A 17323-nucleotide genomic window follows, 5' to 3' on the forward strand; every position below is an offset into this window, starting at 1 on the left:
AATGAGGCTAGTGCCGTTGGAGAAAAAGTTGGTTGTGCCGTCGGTGAGCCCGGTCGGTTTAGACGTCACGCGGTTTGAAAACGCAGACTGCTGGTTGTAGCCGTTTGGTCCTGAAAAACTCAGGCTGCCCTCGGTAAATGAAGTGAAATGGTAGGTGCCGTACCAGATTTCGACTGAATTGTTCGCTCCTATGGTGTAACCGACCGACGTGGTGTGCGCCAGGGCCTCCGTGCTGCACGTCAGGCACAACATCAAAGTTCCAGTCGACGCCATCATCGTAAGTCCAGCTGTGGCGGAGGCGCTGCCGACGACACGTCGGGTCCTGCGGCCGGCACTTCTCCCGTACGAACAGGCCAGTTCCGAGACTGCAATGAACATCGAAAGACTACGGTTCCATACAAGACGATAAGTATGATTCATTGTTTTTGGCCTGAAAAGAAGCGCTGCGTTAAAGGGACAGAGGGAGACTGGATCGACTTATTGGTGTCGGCTGAACTGACAGTGCAATCGCGGGAATTCGGCACGTGACTACCCCCCATGCCGAGACGGCATCAACATGATTAATGCTTGAAAAATTTTCTTGGAGTATTGCTGTGCACTCGCCGGTCGTCAAGTGATCCAGCGCGATTACAGGCCTAAAAAAGATTAAATTCAACAAAAATAATTGTTAACATCATTGAATGTGATGATTTTTTGGTAAAAATTGCGAATTGTATCGGCGAGGCCCGAGCCATGTTTGCGACGCGATCTGAACGCCGGCAATAGACCGATTTCAGATTGCTGGTCATGCTGCGGGAACTGCGCTGCGTCGCCAACACGGCAACCTGAAATACAAGCGCAGTGAAATGAAGCTGGGTGGGACGGGATTTTCCGGCGAGCCGGATTAGATCCCGATGCATTGCCACTCGTTGCAAGGAAGCGTTGGCGTTGATGCTGGCCGCCGGCTAGCGAGACATCCAGGCGAAAAAAAACGAGACCTTACGGTCTCGTTCATCGGGCAAGCGCAGGGACTGGTCAGACTTGAACCGGTGAGCCTTTCACGCCGGCACGGGCAGGCTGGCGCGGCATGCCGGTGAAGGCAAAATCAACGTCCGGCTGGCGACCGCAAATGATGTCGGCAATCGCGCGACCGGAACCGCAACCCATGGTCCAGCCCAGCGTGCCGTGGCCGGTATTGAGATACAGGTTGCTGAACTTGGTCTTGCCGATGTACGGCACGTTCGATGGCGTCAGTGGCCGCAAACCGGTCCAGTAAGTTGGATTGTCATAGTCGCAGGCGCCGGGGAACAGTTCCTGGGTACGGCGCGTGATGGCTTCGCAGCGGGCGGTATTGAGTTCGCGGGTGTAGCCATTGAGTTCGCAGGTGCCCGCCACGCGCAGACGGTCGCCAAGGCGCGACACCACCAGCTTGTAGCCATCGTCGGTCAGCGATACCGACGGTGCCAGATCCGGATTGATTACCTTGTAGGTGGCCGAATAGCCTTTGCCCGGATAGACCATGAGGTCGATACCAAGCGGCTTGAGAATAGGCACCGAAAAACTGCCCATCGCCATCACGAAGATATCCGCATGCAGGACTTCATGACGACCGGATTCATTGATGATTTCAACGCCGGTGACTTTGGCGGAGGCACCGCTGCCCTCGGTGATCAGGCGCGTGATCTGTGTATTGAACTGGAACTTGACACCGGCTTCTTCGGCTTTTTTGGCGAGGCCAGTGGTGAACTTGTAGATGTCGCCGGACTCGTCGCTGGCAGTGAAATCGCCGCCGACGATCTTGTCACGGATGCTGGCCAGCGCCGGTTCGATGCGCACGACTTCATCGGCGCTGATCGAGTCACGCTGGCAACCGAGGTCGCACATCAGCTTGGCTGCCGGCAGCGATTCTTCGAAGTCTTTTTTGTCGGTGTAAAAATGCAGGATGCCGCGGGTCAGGCAATCGTAGTCGACACCGGTTTCGGCGCGCAGCGATTGCAGGGTCTGGCGGCTGTACTCACTGATGGCAACGATCTGGCGGATGTTATCAGCGGTGCGGGCCGGCGTGCATTCACGCAGGAAGTTGATGGCCCAGCGCCATTGCAGCCATTCGGGCCGGAAGCGGTACAGCAGCGGCGCGTCTTCCTTGCCCAGCCACTTGAGTACTTTCATCGGAGCGGAAGGATTGGCCCACGGTTCGGCATGCGATACCGAAATCTGGCAGCCATTGGCAAAGCTGGTTTCCTGTGCCGCGCCTGGCTGGCGGTCGATGACCGTCACTTCGTGCCCTGACTTGTTCAAAAACCACGCTGAGGCGGTGCCGATGATCCCTGATCCCAATACGATGACTTTCATGGCTATCTCCAATTTTCGATACCTCGATTGTAGAAAGTTCTGGTCTGTTCAGGCCGGCAATTACAGGGTTGGATTATTTATTTATCAAATTAAAATAATAATCCGTGTCGATAAAACAAAAAAGATCGTTAGTTATTTGTCGTTTTCAAACGCGACACTTCCTGGGATACGGCGCGGCGGATGAGCTCTTCGATCGTCTGCTGAAGACCATCGCGGATCTCCTGCGCCAGCCCGCCGACGGCGACCTGCAGCACGTCGGCCAGGCTGTCACGGACTCGCTGTTCCAGCACTCTGTCGATCCGGGTCAGTACCTGGCGCGTGATGCGATCGCTGATTTCAGCCTCGAGGCGGGCCAGGTCTTGCTCGCTCCAGTGCGGTTCTTGCGCAGCGGTGCTGCTCAGTACCGGTACGCTTGCTTCCAGCAGCAGCAAAGGCGGCGCAAGCAAGTCAGCGTCATGCATGCGTTCTTGCTCTAGCGGCAGGACTTCAGTGAGCAGCGGGATGCCGCTATCGGCGTCGTTGTGGCTCATCGCGGGTACCTCATTTGTCGGCAATAAAATGCGTCAACGCATATCCGCGCTGCTGATAAAAGCGGTAACGATCGCGGCCGCTGGCAATATCTGCAGCATCGGTGGCGACGATTTCAAACAGGCGTTCGAAGCGGGCAAAGGTCGGAGGCGGCTGGCTGGTCAGATTGATCAGCACCTGATGGTGCGGTAACGCGTCGGCGTCGGCATCGGTGGTCGCGAGGATCACCGGCGTATCGATCGCCAGTGCATCACCGGCCATCACGTGCGGCACAAAGTCATGCTCGGAAAAAGTCCAGAGCGCGGCATCCAGCGCGGCCAGCTGCTGCGGCTCGCCCATCAGCACAATACGCGAATGCGCGTGGCGAGCCTTGCGCACCAGCCGGCAGACGTAGCTGATCTTGTCCGGGATATTGCTATGAAAATCGACACGGGTCATGGCAGCAGCATCAGAAACGAAAGCCGGAATCCGGCTTTCCGGCGGGTGTTGACGGCAGCGGGCGACGGCTTGGCGGGTTGATCACGTCGACCGCTTCGGCCTGCCCCTTGTCAGTGACCGGCGCGGCAGCACTGGCAGGCGGATTGCGATAGCCCGATGGCAATTGGCTGTTCGCCGGATAGGCGGCAACCGTCAGCATGGCGTCCCAGGCACCGCTTTCGAACCCGGTCTGTTTTGAGCGTCCGACCAGCAGCATCGGCATCGTGCCGTCGCCACCGGCCTGCTTCATGCGGTCGGTATCGGCGGCGCTGGTGACGGTTTTTTCAGTGAACGGAATACCGCGTCTGGACAAATAGACACGGCCACTGTCACACGGCACGCAAGCTTTCATGGTGTAGAGCACGACAGGGAAATTTTTCGCGGCGCGCGCCAGTTCGTAGGGCAGGGCAGTGGCGTCGGTGGCGGCAACCGGCGCGCCTTGTGACTCGGAGCGGCGCGCCGTCGCCGGCGGCGGCGTGTCGGTGTAGTTGATCTTGCCGTCGGCACCAGTCCACTTGTACATTTGCTGTGCCAGCGCGCCGCTGCTCGCGAATGCGCCGGCCATCAGCGCGACGGTCAGGATTTTTTGCAGATGGTGCATGGTGGTGCCTCCTTGTTTCAGCTCGCTACCGGTGCCATGCCGCTGTGTCGCAGCAGCGCATCAATGTTGGGTTCGCGGCCACGGAAGGCCTTGAATGAATCCAGTGCGGGACGGGAACCGCCGACTGCCAGCACCTCGCGCAGGAAGCGCTTGCCGGCTTCGCTGTAACCCTTGTCGCCATCGGCTGCACGGGCTTCTTCGAAGGCTCCGTAGGCGTCGGCGGACAGGACTTCAGCCCACTTGTAGCTATAGTAACCCGCAGCATACCCACCGGCAAAGATGTGGCTGAACGCGTTCTGGAAGCGGTTGAAGTCAGGCGGAACCAGCACCGCGACCTGTTCGCGCACGCTGGCGATCAGGGTGGCGACAGCGTCGCTGCCGGAGGCGTCGAAGTCGTCATGCAGCAGCATGTCGAGCAATGAAAACTCGACTTGGCGCAAGGTCTGCATGCCGGACTGGAAATTCTTGGCGGCCATCATCTTGTCGAACAGCTCGCGGGGCAGCGCCGCGCCGGTATCGACCCGCGCAGTCATGTGCTGCAGCACATCCCATTCCCAGCAAAAGTTTTCCATAAATTGTGATGGCAGTTCGACGGCATCCCACTCGACGCCGGAAATCCCGGACACGCCGATTTCGTCGACCTGAGTCAGCATGTGATGCAAACCGTGACCGAATTCATGGAACAGCGTGATCACCTCATCATGCGTGAACAAGGCGGGCTTGACCTTGCCGTCGACGGTAGTCGGCTCGGTGAAATTGCAGGTCAGGTAAGCCACCGGTGTTTGCACTTGCGTGCCATGCAAGCGACGACCGCGTGCATCATCCATCCAGGCACCGCCGCGTTTGCCGCTGCGGGCATAAAAATCGAGATAGAACTGGCCGATCAGCTTGCCGTCACGTTCGATGCGGAAGAACTTCACATCCGGATGCCAGGCCGGCGCGGTATCGGCCTTGATCTCGACGGTGTACAGGTTTTGCACCAGCCGGAACAGGCCTTCGGTGACCTTGGTCTGCGGAAAATACTGCTTCACTTCCTGCTCGGAAAACGCATAGCGCTGCTCGCGCAGTTTTTCGGAGGCGTAGGCGACATCCCAAGATGCCATCTCGGTCAGCCCGAGTTCGGTTGCGGCGAAGCTGCGCAATTCCTTCAGGTCCTGCTCCGCGAATGGCCGCGCGCGCTGGCCGAGGTCACGCAGGAAGTCGCTAACTTGCTGCGGCGTGTCGGCCATCTTGGCTGCCAGCGAGACTTCGGCGTAGCTCGCGTAGCCGAGCAATTGCGCTTCTTCCTTGCGCAATGCCAGCAGGTCGATGATGTTTTGGGTGTTGTCCCACTCGGGTTTGACGCCGAGCTCGGAAGCCTTGGTCACGTTAGCGCGGTACACCTGTTCGCGCAATGCGCGGTTGTCGGCGTATTGCAGGATAGGGAAGAACGACGGGAAATGCAGCGTGAACTTGTAGCCGGCCTTGCCGTCTTTGTCGGCGGCAGCGCGAGCGGCTTCTTTCACATCATCCGGCAAGCCGGCCAGTTCGGCTTCGGTCTCAACCAGCAACGCATAGTCATTGGTCGCATCGAGCACGTTCTCTGAAAAGCGCGTCGAGATTTCGGCATGCTTTTCCTGGATGGCGGCAAAGCGCGGCTTCAGGTCATCACTCAGTTCGGCACCGCTCAGGCGGAAATCGCGGATCGCGTTGTCGATGATTTTCTGGCGCGTGGCCGACAGACCGGCAAAATCGGCGTCATCGCGCAGCGCCTTGTACTTGTCGAACAGCGCCAGGTTCTGTCCGAGCGCAGTCCAGAATTCAGTGACCTTGGGCTGGTTCTCGTTGTACACGGCACGCAGTGCAGGCGTATCCATCACGCCATTGAGATGACCGACGATGCCCCAGGCGCGGGCCAGCTTTTCGGTGGCCAGGTCGAGCGGTTCGACGAAGTTATTCCAGGTGACCGACTCCATCGGTGCTTCCAGTTGCGTAATCACGGTGCTGCATTCGGCGATCAGTAGATCGATTGCCGGCGTCACATCGGCCGGCGTGATCAGGTCGAAGCGTGGCAGGTCAGAGAAGTCCAGCAGCGGGTTGGCAACGGCGTTAGCAGCAATAGAAGTGGTCATAGGTTCAGTTTCCTTCAGCAGATTCGAGGGTATTGACGAGCAACATCGTGATCGTCATCGGGCCAACACCGCCTGGTACAGGCGAGATCCAGCCGGCAATTTCCTGTACGCCGGCAGTGTCCACATCGCCGCACAGCTTGCCGTCATCGTCGCGGTTCATGCCAACGTCGATAACGATGGCGCCGGGCTTGACCATGTCGGCTGTCAGCGTATTGCGCTTGCCGACGGCCGCCACCACGATGTCGGCCTGGCGCGTGTGATAAGCCAGATCCGGTGTACTGCTATGACAGATGGTGACAGTTGCATTGGCTTGCAAGAGCAGCAGCGCCATCGGTTTGCCGACCGTATTGCTGCGGCCGATGACCACCGCATGCTTGCCCTTGATAGTCACGCCGGTGCTCTCGATCATTTTCATGCAGCCGAACGGCGTGCACGGACGAAAGCCCGGCAAACCGGCCATCAGTTCGCCGGCACTCTGGACCGAGAAACCATCGACGTCCTTGCGGGTCGAAATCGCATCGATGACCTTGGCCGGATCGATATGCTTCGGCAGCGGCATCTGCACCAGGATGCCGTGGACGGAGGGATCGGCATTGAGGGCGGCGATGCGGCTCAGCAGGTCGGCTTCCGGGAGCGTTGCCGGATATTTTTCCAGCATGGACTGGATGCCGGTATCGGCGCAGGCCTTGACCTTGTTGCGCACGTAGACCTGGCTGGCCGGATCTTCGCCGACCAGGATCACGGCCAGGCCGGGTTGTTTGCCGGCGGCGGTCAGCGCGGCGGCGCGGGTGGCGACATCGGCGCGCAGTTGGTGGGAGAGCTGGGTTCCGCTGATCAATTGGGCTGGCATGGTGATGGATTCCGGCTGAAATAAAGACGCGATTATAAAGCCCGGTCGCGTCGGACAGGCAGGCGCTTGCTGAGTTGCGTTTGTCTGCTGCCGCCGAAAACTTGCCCGATATAAATGACGCTTCGCAGCATTATTCCGCATTATGAGAAAAGCATCCACTATTTGAAAAAGCCAAAAAGTGCTGATAAAATCCGTATCAACAAATGCGCGCCGTATCCGATTTGTTGCAGAATGCCTGGCAGCGAAGTCCGTTCGATGCAGGTAAAAAAACCAGGAGACATGCATGTCCGCTCAGCTCGACCAAGTCCTGGCGCAAGCCGCCACCGATCCCGATGTCATCGAAACGCAAGAGTGGCTTGATGCCCTCGAAGCCGTGATCGAAAACGAAGGTCCCGAACGCGCGCACTACCTGATGGAGCGCATGGTTGACCTGGCCCGCCGTCGCGGTGCCCATATCCCGTTTTCCAGCAATACCGCTTACGTCAACACGATCCCGAATGACCTCGGTGCCCACTGTCCCGGCAATCTCGAATTCGAAGAGCGCCTGCGCTCATGGATGCGCTGGAATGCGATGGCGATGGTGGTCAAGACCAACCGCGCCGATGGCGACCTCGGCGGTCACATTTCCAGCTTTGCGTCGCTGGCCAACATGCTCGGCATCGGCTTCAACCATTTCTGGCATGCCCCGACCGAAGACCATGGCGGCGACCTGCTCTACATTCAGGGTCACTCTTCGCCCGGCATCTATGCCCGCGCTTTCCTCGAAGGCCGGCTGACCGAAGAACAGATGCTGAACTTCCGCCGTGAAGTCGATGGCAAGGGCCTGTCCTCGTATCCGCATCCGAAACTGATGCCGGAGTTCTGGCAATTTCCGACCGTCTCGATGGGCCTTGGTCCGCTGATGGCGATCTACCAGGCCCGTTTCCTCAAATACCTGCATGCCCGTGAAATCGCCAAGACCGATAACCGCAAGGTCTGGGTCTTTTGCGGCGATGGCGAGATGGATGAGCCGGAATCGATGGGTGCGATCGGCATGGCCGGGCGCGAGATGCTCGACAACCTCGTGATGGTGGTCAACTGCAACCTGCAGCGTCTCGATGGTCCGGTGCGTGGCAATGGCAAGATCATCCAGGAACTCGAAGCCGATTTCCGTGGCGCCGGCTGGAATGTCGTCAAGGTGATCTGGGGCCCGGGCTGGGATGAGCTGCTGGCCAAGGACAAGGAAGGCATCCTGCAACAGGTGATGATGGAAACCGTCGACGGCGAATACCAGAACTACAAGGCCAAGGACGGCGCTTACGTGCGCAAGAATTTCTTCGGCAAGCATCCGAAATTGCTCGAGATGGTCGCCAACATGACCGACGACGATATCTGGCGCCTGACCCGTGGCGGTCACGATCCGCACAAGATTTACGCTGCGTTCAAGATCGCCCAGGAAGCCAAGGGCCAGCCGACCGTATTGCTGGTCAAGACCGTCAAGGGTTTCGGCATGGGCAAATCCGGCGAGGCGCGCAACACCGCGCACCAGACCAAGAAGCTCGACGATGAATCCATCCGCGAAATGCGCGACCGCTTCGCGATTCCGATTCCGGATGACGAACTGGCCGACGTGCCATTCTTCAAGCCATCGGAGGACGCACCTGAAATGAAGTACCTGCACGAGCGTCGCAAGGCACTCGGCGGTTACCTGCCACAACGCCGTATGCAAGCCGACGAGACCATCAAAGTACCCGAGCTGTCGGCCTTCAAGGCAGTGCTCGATCCGACTGCCGAAGGGCGTGAAATCTCGACTACGCAAGCCTACGTGCGGATGATTTCTATCCTGCTGCGCGACGCGACCCTCGGTCCGCGCGTGGTGCCTATCCTGGTCGATGAAGCGCGTACCTTCGGCATGGAGGGCTTGTTCCGCCAGATCGGTATCTTCAACCAGCAAGGCCAGCTGTACGAGCCGGTCGACAAGGATCAGGTCAGCTATTACCGCGAAGACAAGGCCGGCCAGATCCTGCAAGAGGGCATCAACGAAGCCGGTGCAATGAGTTCGTGGATTGCTGCGGCTACTTCGTACTCGACCAACAACCGCATCATGGTGCCGTTCTATACCTTCTATTCGATGTTCGGGCTGCAGCGCGTCGGCGACCTGGCCTGGGCCGCCGGCGACATGCGTTCACGCGGATTCCTGATGGGCGGCACCGCCGGCCGGACGACCTTGAATGGCGAAGGCTTGCAGCACGAAGACGGCCACAGCCATGTGCTGGCCTCGACGATCCCGAACTGCCTGCCATATGACCCGACCTTTGCCCACGAAGTCGCCGTCATCCTGCACGATGGCCTCAAGCGCATGATCGAAGAGCAGGAAGATGTGTTCTATTACATCACCCTGATGAATGAAAACTACAGCCATCCGGGCATCAAGGACGGCCAGGAAGCCGGCATCCTGAAAGGCCTGTATTTGCTGCAGGAAGGCCAGGCCGATACCAAGTTGCGTGTGCAACTGATGGGCTCGGGCACCATCCTGCGTGAAGTCATCGCGGCAGTCGACTTGCTGCAGGATGACTGGGGCATCGGTGCCGATGTCTGGTCGGCCCCGTCGTTCACCTTGCTGGCCCGCGATGGCCAGGATGTCGAGCGCTGGAACATGCTGCACCCGACCGAGCCGGCCCGCGCTGCGCATATCACGCAATGCCTGCAGGACACCAAGGGTCCGATCGTTGTCTCGACCGATTACATGCGCACGTTTGCCGAGCAGGTGCGGGCGTTCGTGCCGAAGGGTCGCAGCTACAAGGTGCTTGGCACCGACGGTTTCGGCCGTTCGGATTCGCGTGCCAAGCTGCGTGAGTTCTTTGAGGTCAATCGCTACTACGTGACCGTTGCCGCACTCAAATCGCTGGCTGATGAAGGCGCCATCGAACAGGCCATCGTCGAACAGGCGATCGTGAAATACGGGATCAATCCGGAGAAGCCGAATCCGGTTACCCAGTAATTCAACGAATCCCATCCCTACCGCAGCGACCGCGCAGTGTACTGCGCGGTCGCTGCCTATAAAAAATACGGAGCAACGACATGAGTGTGAGTGAAATCAAAGTCCCGGATATCGGCGATTTCAAGGAAGTCGAAATCATCGAACTGCTGGTGAAAGTAGGCGACACGATCAAGGTCGACCAGTCGCTGATCACGGTCGAATCGGACAAGGCCAGCATGGAAATCCCGTCCAGCGGCGCTGGCGTGATCAAGGAAATCAAGGTCAAGGTCGGCGACAAGGTGGCAATGGGTTCGCCGTTGCTGACCCTGGAAGCATCCGATGCGGCGGCCGAGCCGGCAGCTGCAGAAGCAAAGCCCGCTGCTGCAGAGGCACCAGCGCCGGCGGCTGTCGTCGACAAAACCGAAGCGAAAGCCGAAGCGAAAACTGAGGCAACTCCGGCTGCAGCGGCTCCAGCTCCAGCTCCAGCTCCAGCTCCAGCGATTCAGGCTCCAGCGGCCAGCGGCAAACCAGCCCACGCCTCGCCCTCGATCCGCAAATTCGCCCGCGAACTCGGCGTCGATCTGGTCAAGGTTGGTGGTACCGGTCCGAAGGGCCGCATCCTGCACGAAGACGTGCAGAACTTCGTCAAGGCCGCACTGGCCGGTGGCGCTACCGCAGCGTCGTCGGTGCCACGCAATGGTTCCGGTGCCGGCATGGATTTGCTGCCATGGCCATCGCTGGATTTCACCAAGTTCGGTGCGACCGAAGTGCAGCCGCTGTCGCGCATCAAAAAGCTCAGCGGCCCTAACCTGCATCGCAACTGGGTGATGATTCCGCATGTCACGCAATTCGATGAAGCCGATGTCACTGACCTCGAAGATTTCCGCAAGTCGTCGAATACGGCGCTGGCTAAATCCGGCGTCAAGCTGACGATGCTGGCCTTCGTCATCAAGGCCAGCGTCGCTGCGCTGAAAAAATTCCCGGCCTTCAATTCGTCGCTCGACGCGACCGGTGAAAACCTGATCCTCAAGCAGTACTACAACATCGGTTTCGCAGCCGACACCCCGAACGGCCTGATGGTCCCGGTCATCAAGGATGTCGATAAAAAAGGCATCGCGCAAATCGCCACCGAGATGGGCGAACTGTCCGCACAAGCGCGCGACGGCAAGCTCAAGGGCGCCGACATGCAGGGCGCGACGTTCACGATTTCATCGCTGGGTGGCATAGGCGGGACGATGTTCACGCCTATCATCAATGCGCCGGAAGTGGCCATCCTCGGGCTGTCGAAAGCGTCGATCAAGCCGGTCTGGGATGGCAAGCAATTCCAGCCGCGCCTGATGATGGGCATGTCACTGTCGTACGATCACCGCGTCGTCGATGGCGCAATGGGTGCGCGCTTCTCGGTGTACTTGTCCGAGGCATTGGCCGACCTGCGCTTGACGTTGCTGTAAGGCTGCTATAAAGCCGCACGCCACGAATGCAACCCGGCCCGCGCCTGCGCGGGTGACGAACCTGGAGACATGAATGAGTCTGATTGAAGTGAAAGTCCCCGACATTGGCGACTTCAAGGAAGTGGAAATCATCGAGTTGCTGGTCAAGGCCGGCGACACCATCAAGGTCGACCAGTCGTTGATCACGGTCGAGTCCGACAAGGCCAGCATGGAAATTCCATCCAGCCATGCCGGCGTCATCAAGGAATTGAAAATCAAGGTCGGCGACAAAGTCGCAATGGGATCGCTGATGCTGGTGCTGGAATCGGCGGAGGCGACTGAAGCTGCTCCGGCGGCGGCACCTGCACCTGCACCTGCACCTGCACCTGCTCCTGCTGCAGCTGCCCCGGCACCCGCACCCGCAGTTGTCGCACCGGCCGCTACTGCCTTTGCCGGCAAGGCCGACATCGAATGCGACACGCTGGTCCTCGGTGCCGGTCCCGGCGGTTATACCGCCGCGTTCCGCGCTGCCGATCTCGGCCAGAAAGTCGTGATGATCGAACGCTATGCGACGCTGGGCGGGGTCTGTCTGAACGTCGGTTGCATCCCGTCGAAAGCCTTGCTGCATGCGGCCAAGGTCATCACCGATGCCGAAGAGATGTCGCACTTCGGCATCAAGATGTCGTCGCCCGAAATCGACCTCGACAGCTTGCGCAGCTGGAAAGACGGCATCATCAAGAAGCTCACCGGCGGACTCACCAGCCTGTCCAAGGCCCGCAAGGTGCAAGTCGTCGAAGGCAAGGGCGTGTTCAGCTCGGCCAACACCGTCACTGTCGACACCAAGGAGGGCAGCAAGGTCATCGCATTCAAGAATGCGATCATCGCGGCCGGTTCGGCCGTCTCGACTATCCCGGGCTTCCCGTACGACGACCCGCGTGTCATCGATTCGACCGGCGCGCTTGAATTACGCCAGATCCCGAAGAAGATGCTGGTCATCGGCGGCGGCATCATCGGTCTCGAAATGGCTTGCGTGTATGACGCGCTGGGCAGCAAGATCACCGTCGTCGAATTCGCCGACGGACTGATTCCGGCCGCCGACCGCGACATGGTGCGTCCGCTGCACAAACGCATCGAAAAACGCTACGACGCGATTTATCTCAAGACCAAGGTCACCAAGCTTGAAGCACGTGACGACGGCTTGCTGGCCACCTTCGAAGGCGACAATGCCCCGAAGGAGCCGCAACTGTTCGACATGGTATTGATGGCGGTCGGTCGCCGTCCGAATGGCCGCGAAGTCGGTGCCGACAAGGCCGGCGTGGTGGTCAACGAGCGCGGCTTTATTCCAGTCGACAAGCAGCAGCGCACCAACGTCGCCAACATCTTTGCGATCGGCGACATTTGCGGCGATCCGATGCTGGCGCACAAAGCCACCAACGAAGCCAAGGTCGCCGCCGAAGTGATTGCCGGCCACAAGGTCCAGTTCGATGCGATGACGATTCCATCAGTGGCCTACACCGATCCGGAAATCGCATGGATGGGCGTGACCGAAACCGAAGCCAAGGCGCAGAACATCCCGTTCGAGAAAGTCAATTTCCCGTGGGCGGCCAGTGGTCGCGCGCTGGCGGTGGGCCGTGACGAGGGGTCGACCAAGCTGTTGTGGGATCCGGCTACCAAGCGTCTGATCGGTGCCGGTATCGTGGGCGTCAATGCCGGCGAACTGCTGGCCGAGCTGGTGCTGGCGATGGAGATGGGGGCTGATCTGGAAGACATCGCGCTGACCATTCATGCGCATCCGACCTTGTCGGAGACGCCGATGTTCGCTGCAGAAATGGCGCTGGGGACGATTACGGATTTGTATATTCCGAAGAAGTAATCACGCTAGTGGCAATACATCGAGCCCGTCAGTGCGTTGCACTGGCGGGCCTTTTTTATGGCTGCGGTATTTTTCCGGCCAGGTCAATCCCAGTGACCGAGACGCTGCATCCATCGCGCGATGGCGCGTTCGTTGTCGCCGCCGGCTTCGTGCCAGGCTTGCATGCCGGGCTGGTCTTCGGCGAGCCTGTGCTGGCCCAGCTTGAACTTGCCTTCGAGCTGGTCGACCCGGATTGTGAAGCCGACGATGGCCTTGAGCAAGCCGGTGCGCAAGCCGCTGTCGAGCTGATCGAACTGCGGCTGATAGCCCGGTTCGGTGTGCTGCACCAGCGCAGCCAGCAGCGCCAGTTTGGCGTCGCTGTCGTGTTCAATAACGGCCGTACCGCTGGCATGGACCGCGATGTAATTCCAGGTCGGCACGCGATTCTGGCCGACATACAGCGTCGGCGAAATATACGTGTGCGGTCCCTGAAAAATCACCAGCGCAGTCGGATCGTCCTGCAGCGCCTGCCAGTGCGGATTGGCGCGCGCCACGTGACCATCGATCTGCAGCGCACCATCGACCTGGCGCGCCAGCACCGGCACGTGGGTGGCAAAGGGCTTGCCGTCCACGGTCGACACCAGCGTGGCAAACGCATAGCGCTGCATCACTTCGAGCAGCAGCGCCGGATCGTCCTCGCAGAAGTGCTTCGGCACGTACATGCTTAGTGACCGAGTTCGCGCATCACTGTTGATAGCATGGCCAGCATCTGGTCGATCTCGGCATGCGTCACATTGAGGGCCGGCATGAAGCGCAGCAGGTCAGGGCGTGGCGAGTTCAGCAGCAGACCGACCGGCGCCATGTTGCGTGCCGCTTCGACGATTTGCGGACCGATGTCCTTGCCCAGCATCAGCGCACGCAGCAAGCCTTCGCCGCGCTCGCCCTGCAAGCCGTGCTCGGCGCACAAGGCCAGCAAGCCTTGCTGCAAATAGGCACCGCGTTCGCGCACCGTTGGCAGGAAACCTGGTGCCAGCATCGCATCGACCACGGCGACGCCAACCGCCGCCATCAGCGGATTGCCGTTGTAGGTACCACCTTGATCGCCCGGTTCGAAGCAGGCGATTTCTTCGCGGCACAGCAGTGCGGCCAATGGCACGCCACCGCCAATGCCTTTGCCCAGCGTCATGATGTCGGGCTCGATGCCCGACAACTGATAGCCGAACAGTTCACCGGTGCGACCCATGCCGCTCTGAACTTCATCGACCATCAGCAGGATGCCGCGCTCTTTGGTCAGCGCCCGCAGCGCCTGCATGAATTCGCGCGTGGCCGGGATGACGCCGCCTTCGCCTTGCACCGGTTCGAGCATCACGCCGATGGTGGTATCGGTGATCAGGCGTTCGACGCTGGTGATGTCGTTGAGATCGGCTTTCGGAAAGCCCGACACTTGCGGTGCATACATCGTGTCCCAGCCCGGCTTGCCGCTGGCCGACATCGTGGCCAGTGTGCGACCGTGGAAGCTGTGGTCGAAGGTGATGATTTCAAAGCGGTTCTGGCCGGCGGCGTTCTTGAATTTCTTGCCGTATTTGCGTGCCAGCTTGATCCCGCCTTCGTTGGCTTCGGCACCGCTGCTGGCAAAGAACACGCGGTCAAAACACGAGTTGGCGGTCAGGCGTGCCGCTAGCGCTATCGATGGCTCATTGAAAAAAGCAGGCGACGGATTAAGCACTTTTTTCGATTGCGCGACCAGTGCATCGCTGATGCATTGCGGCGCATGGCCCAGGCAGTTGACGGCCCAGCCCTGCAGGTAATCGAGATAGCGTTTGCCGGTACTGTCGGTGAGCCACATGCCGCTGCCTTCGGTAAAGACAATCGGCGGACGGTTCGTGATGAACATCAGCGCATTGGTTTCGTATTGATTGAATTCCATTTTCAGCGGCTCCGCAAAAGATAAGGGCAAAACAAAAAAGCAGACGAAAAAAAAGCCACAGGATTAGCCTGTGGCATCGGGATTAGTGAACAATCACCCGCGCGGCTTTCCTGACTGAGGCAGTCCGGGTCGACGTCGCGCGTTGGGTTTGGTGGGTGTCATGCAGCCGATGGTAGGGCGTTTGTCGCAGTGCGTCAAAACGTTTTTTTAATTCATCCGGCGACCGTGGCATTGGCGGCGATATCGGCTTCGCTGGTGAACGCGTCAGCGAAGAATTCGTCTTCCGGCAAATGACAGACTGCCACGAACTCGCGTTGGGCCGCATCGACCATGACCGGCACGCCGCAGGCATAGACCTGGTGGCCGCTCAGGTCGGGCATGTCGTCCATCACGGCGCGGTGGACAAAATCGGTGCGGCCCAGCCAGTGGTCTTCGGGCAGCGCATTCGATACGACCGGCACATAAGTGAAGCCGGGTACGGTGCGGGCCCATTCTTCGCACAGCGCATTCATGTACAAATCCTGCGGCCGGCGACCGCCCCAGTACAAGGCCATCGGGCGACCGCTTTTTTTGTGGATGGCTTGTTCGATGATGGCCTTGATAGGCGCAAAGCCGGTGCCGGAGGCGACCAGTACCATCGGCTTGGCGGAGTCATCACGCAGGAAAAAGGTGCCGTGGGGACCTTCGAAGCGCAGGATGTCGCGCTCTTTCATCGTGTTGAACACAGGATCGGTGAACAGGCCGCCAGGTGTATGACGGATGTGCAGCGTGATCTGTTCATCGAGATGCGGCGCGTTGGCCATGCTGTAACTGCGGCGCTTGCCATCCTTGAGCAAGAATTCGATGTATTGGCCGGCGCGGTATTGCAGCCGCTCGCTGGCCGGCAATTGCAGTGCCAGCAGCATCACGTCGTCGGTCAGGCGTTCGAGCTTCGCCACGCGCGACGGCAATTTCTTGATCGGGAACTCACCGATGCCGGCGACTTCGCGCACTTCGATCTGCAAGTCGCTGTGCGGGGTCGCGCAGCAAAATAGCGCGCCACCGGTTTCTTCTTCGGCGACTGACAAGGCCTTGGCCTGATGCGTGCCGTGAGTGACAGAGCCACTGAGGAGCTTGCCTTTGCAACTGCCGCAGGCGCCGTTCTTGCAGCCATACGGCAGGCCGACGCCGGCGCGGATGGCCGCGGCCAGGACGGTTTCATCGGCAGCGCAGCTGAACTGGTGGCCGCTAGGAGCGACGGTAATCTGGAAAGTCATACAATCCTGAACATGAATAAAAGTCTGACTACGAAAAAAATCGGCTTGCCGCGTTTGCTGATCATCGGTTGTGGCGACGTCGGCATGCGCCTGCTGCCACTGTTGCATGCACGCTTTCGCGTGTTCGCCGTGACCAGCCAGCCTGGCCGGGTCGCCGAATTGCGTGCCGCAGGGGCGATACCCATCGTCGCCAATCTGGATGAACCGGATAGCCTGGCCCGGCTATCCCGCCTGGCCCGCTATGTCGTGCATCTGGCACCACCGCAAAGCGACGGCACGACCGACCGGCGTACGCGTAATTTGTGTTCCATTTTACCCGACGCAGCCACTGTCGTTTATGTCAGCACCAGCGGCGTGTATGGCGATTGCGGTGGCGCGCTGATCGATGAAACCCGGCCGGTCAATCCGGTCAATGCCCGTGCCAGACGGCGGGTCGATGCCGAGCAGGTTTTACGGCGCTGGGCCCGCCGCGTGCATGGCCGTCTTGGCATCCTGCGCGTGCCCGGGATTTATGGCGCGGACCGCTTGCCGCTGGAGCGTTTGCGCAAGGGCACGCCGGCGCTGGTCGCCGCCGATGACGTCTACACCAACCATATCCATGCCGATGATCTGGCGCGCATCATTGCCACCACCTTGTTCCGGCTGCAGCCAAACCGGGTCGTACACACCGTCGATGATTCGGCAATGAAGATGGGCGAGTATTTCGATACGGTGGCCGACGCCTTCGGCATGCCAAGACCGCCGCGCCTGCCACGCACCGAATTGCGTGAGCTGGTGTCGCCGATGCTGCTGTCGTTCATGTCGGAATCACGGCAGTTGAGCAACCGGCGATTGAAGCAGGAACTCGGCGTGCGGCTGCAGTATCCGACGGTGGCAGATGCATTGCGTGCAATTGAATCGGCCGCAAGCGATTGAGAAGCGTGCGGGCTAAGTGAGCCAACGCATGGACGGGTGGCTGGTTTCGGTTAGGATGAAGCTTCCGTTTTCCGAAACTCACTACG

13 protein-coding genes and 1 pseudogene are annotated in these 17323 nt (G+C 59.7%); 4 read left to right on the forward strand and 10 right to left on the reverse strand.

Annotation, left to right across the window (positions count from 1 at the left end; translation table 11 throughout):
* Positions 1-291 precede the first annotated feature (291 nt).
* The 7 genes and pseudogenes from RHM62_RS19025 to folD form a co-directional block, all read right to left on the reverse strand.
* Positions 292-420: pseudogene (locus RHM62_RS19025) on the reverse strand (ESPR domain-containing protein); the annotation flags it as partial.
* A gap of 594 nt (positions 421-1014) precedes the next feature.
* Positions 1015-2331: a D-amino acid dehydrogenase gene (locus tag RHM62_RS05540; RefSeq protein ID WP_322124552.1), complete on the reverse strand. Its 1317-nt coding sequence runs from the start codon at positions 2329-2331 to the stop codon at positions 1015-1017.
* A 128-nt stretch (positions 2332-2459) separates the two neighbouring features.
* Positions 2460-2861 (reverse strand): hypothetical protein, encoded by a 402-nt coding sequence (locus tag RHM62_RS05545; protein ID WP_322124553.1) that lies wholly within the window; start codon positions 2859-2861, stop codon positions 2460-2462.
* 10 nt (positions 2862-2871) lie between these two features.
* Positions 2872-3297 carry a DNA polymerase III subunit chi gene (locus tag RHM62_RS05550; protein WP_322124554.1) on the reverse strand — a complete coding sequence of 142 codons (426 nt, stop codon included), beginning with the start codon at positions 3295-3297 and terminating at the stop codon, positions 2872-2874.
* 10 nt (positions 3298-3307) lie between these two features.
* On the reverse strand, positions 3308-3937 hold the full coding sequence (locus RHM62_RS05555; RefSeq protein ID WP_322124555.1) for a glutaredoxin family protein: 630 nt from the start codon (positions 3935-3937) through the stop codon (positions 3308-3310).
* A gap of 17 nt (positions 3938-3954) precedes the next feature.
* Complete coding sequence (locus RHM62_RS05560) at positions 3955-6048, reverse strand: M3 family metallopeptidase (protein ID WP_322124556.1); 2094 nt, start codon at positions 6046-6048, stop codon at positions 3955-3957.
* A gap of 4 nt (positions 6049-6052) precedes the next feature.
* On the reverse strand, positions 6053-6898 hold the full coding sequence (folD, locus tag RHM62_RS05565; protein WP_322124557.1) for a bifunctional methylenetetrahydrofolate dehydrogenase/methenyltetrahydrofolate cyclohydrolase FolD: 846 nt from the start codon (positions 6896-6898) through the stop codon (positions 6053-6055).
* A 283-nt stretch (positions 6899-7181) separates the two neighbouring features.
* On the opposite strand from folD, the gene aceE reads away from it, so the two are divergent.
* The 3 genes from aceE (at position 7182) to lpdA (ending at position 13160) form a co-directional block, all read left to right on the forward strand.
* Positions 7182-9878, forward strand: coding sequence for a pyruvate dehydrogenase (acetyl-transferring), homodimeric type (gene aceE, locus RHM62_RS05570; RefSeq protein ID WP_322124558.1), 2697 nt, complete (start codon positions 7182-7184; stop codon positions 9876-9878).
* Positions 9879-9958: 80 nt separating this feature from the next.
* Entirely contained in the window at positions 9959-11308 is a 1350-nt protein-coding gene (gene aceF / locus RHM62_RS05575; RefSeq protein ID WP_322124559.1) for a dihydrolipoyllysine-residue acetyltransferase, read from the forward strand.
* 73 nt (positions 11309-11381) lie between these two features.
* Positions 11382-13160: a dihydrolipoyl dehydrogenase gene (gene lpdA, locus RHM62_RS05580; RefSeq protein ID WP_322124560.1), complete on the forward strand. Its 1779-nt coding sequence runs from the start codon at positions 11382-11384 to the stop codon at positions 13158-13160.
* Between the two features lie 83 nt (positions 13161-13243).
* Here lpdA and RHM62_RS05585 read toward each other — a convergent pair whose 3' ends face one another.
* The 3 genes from RHM62_RS05585 to RHM62_RS05595 form a co-directional block, all read right to left on the reverse strand.
* Positions 13244-13855: an FMN-binding negative transcriptional regulator gene (locus RHM62_RS05585; RefSeq protein ID WP_322124561.1), complete on the reverse strand. Its 612-nt coding sequence runs from the start codon at positions 13853-13855 to the stop codon at positions 13244-13246.
* Positions 13856-13863: 8 nt separating this feature from the next.
* Positions 13864-15066, reverse strand: a complete 1203-nt coding sequence (locus tag RHM62_RS05590) for an acetylornithine transaminase (protein WP_322124562.1) — start codon at positions 15064-15066, stop codon at positions 13864-13866.
* Positions 15067-15278: 212 nt separating this feature from the next.
* The gene (locus RHM62_RS05595; protein ID WP_322124563.1) at positions 15279-16322 is read right to left on the reverse strand and encodes a CDP-6-deoxy-delta-3,4-glucoseen reductase; all 1044 of its coding nucleotides are present in this window, start codon (positions 16320-16322) and stop codon (positions 15279-15281) included.
* 12 nt (positions 16323-16334) lie between these two features.
* On the opposite strand from RHM62_RS05595, the gene RHM62_RS05600 reads away from it, so the two are divergent.
* On the forward strand, positions 16335-17237 hold the full coding sequence (locus tag RHM62_RS05600; RefSeq protein ID WP_322124564.1) for an SDR family oxidoreductase: 903 nt from the start codon (positions 16335-16337) through the stop codon (positions 17235-17237).
* Positions 17238-17323 lie beyond the last annotated feature (86 nt).

This window comes from Actimicrobium sp. CCC2.4, assembly GCF_034347385.1.
Classification (GTDB): Bacteria; Pseudomonadota; Gammaproteobacteria; order Burkholderiales; family Burkholderiaceae_D; genus Actimicrobium.